Source organism: Bacillus sp. AP50, assembly GCF_040492675.1.
Classification (GTDB): Bacteria; Bacillota; Bacilli; order Bacillales; family Bacillaceae_G; genus Bacillus_A; species Bacillus_A cereus.
On the sequence record NZ_JBEUTW010000768.1, the window covers coordinates 1 to 1,570 of the forward strand.

Here is a 1,570-nt window from a genome sequence, read left to right on the forward strand (position 1 = left end):
CTACAAAATGAAATTTTTATAACATTTTTCAGTTCAAATATCCTTTCCATCAATGTACGAACAATATTACTTCTTCTTTAAGCATCTTTATGAACAAAATTTATAACCTTTACTCCACTTGGATTTATATTAAAAGTAATAGTTTCTATGCCATTCGGAGGGTTATGAGCTCCTATATAAGTTTTATATTGAACTGTAACAATAAAATTAAAGTTTTCTTCTGGGAAACGTTCAATTTTTATAATTTTTGTGTCCGTCAAACTATACTGATGATCTGGTCCAAGCTTCCTTCTGATAACTTGACTTGCATATGGTGCTAATAAAGTATTATAAGAATCATAAAACTCTTGATTATCAATATTAAACGCTTTGGTATCTAACGGATTTAAAAATAAAACTACCATAGTAATTCCCAAAAACAAACTAACCACTTTTCTTTTCAACATATACTCATCCTTAATTCATTTAGATATCCGTTAAGCTCCCCAGCATAAGAGATGACTATTCTTCATCCTTATCTAACTTCTTTTTATTCAAATAACGTTTTTGTTAAAATTTTACTTAAACCTTATTCATTCATGGTATAATCTGGATTATTTATTTTTCCAAGAAAGGCTAAAGTAATGAGAAAATAATTCGGTTTCATTTCAAATTTGTTAACTATTATCGTATTTTTTACCTTTTATAGTGATAGTAATTTAATTTATTTAATATTTGTATCACTGGTTTTAATTATTTTCGCTCCAAAAGGTACATCAAAAAAAGTCGTTATAACTAGTATAATAATTTCGTGTATTTTTTACCCTCTCATATTCGGCCTGCTTTTTATAATTGGTTGAGGATTAGCAGAATCAAAACTAAACTAATCCCTTTTTCTCAAATAACGATTTTGTTAAGTTATACCCCATCCATTTTTCACACGTCTTTCCGCTAAACACATTTGTCTAGAAAACCCTATATTATTAAAAATGGTTATCGACTCTCAACTTGAAATTTTTCACTTTTGATAATGCAACCACCTACAACGGAAATATACCTTTTTCAAAGGAGGCATCTAATGTATATATCAAATAGGATTGGCTTATTTAGTTGGATTGCAACTTGCCTATACTTTTTAATTGAACCTTTCTTTATTTTCACTTCTACAGCATCTTATAACTATTTGCATCATGCAATGAGTGATCTAGGTGTAACAACCTGTGGAGAATTCACCTACGAAATAGCTCCTTATGAAATATGCTCCCCTAATCACTTTTGGATGAATTTACTCTTTATTCTTAATGGAATAACATTTTGTATTGGAGTACTATATATTTCACAACATCTAGAAAAAACAAAAATTAATAAAATAGCAACATTTTTTATAATTATAATAGGAGTTTCCACTATAGTCTCAGGATTAATTCCTGCAGATGTAAACCTAATTGGACATTCTATTCTAGTTTGGATAGGTATGCTTACTGTATTTCCAGGACTATTTATTTTTGCAAAGAATCTTAAAAAAACTAGAAAATGGACATATTTCTGCTTACTAAACTTAATAGTAATAACAATCATTATCTCACTTGTT

2 protein-coding genes are annotated in these 1,570 nt (G+C 28.3%); one reads left to right on the plus strand and one right to left on the minus strand.

Going from position 1 to position 1,570, the window contains the following annotated elements:
- Positions 1-77 precede the first annotated feature (77 nt).
- Positions 78-446: a DUF3888 domain-containing protein gene (locus ABWK52_RS29330; protein WP_000919725.1), complete on the minus strand. Its 369-nt coding sequence runs from the start codon at positions 444-446 to the stop codon at positions 78-80.
- A 611-nt stretch (positions 447-1,057) separates the two neighbouring features.
- Here ABWK52_RS29330 and ABWK52_RS29335 point away from each other — a divergent pair.
- The coding region (locus ABWK52_RS29335) for a DUF998 domain-containing protein (protein ID WP_353772378.1) at positions 1,058-1,570 on the plus strand (513 nt) is incomplete at its 3' end.

What these genes read in the sequence shown, in the direction of transcription:
- ABWK52_RS29330 (WP_000919725.1), bottom strand. Translation starts at nt 446, where the DNA reads ATGTTGAAAAGAAAAGTGGTTAGTTTGTTTTTGGGAATTACTATGGTA.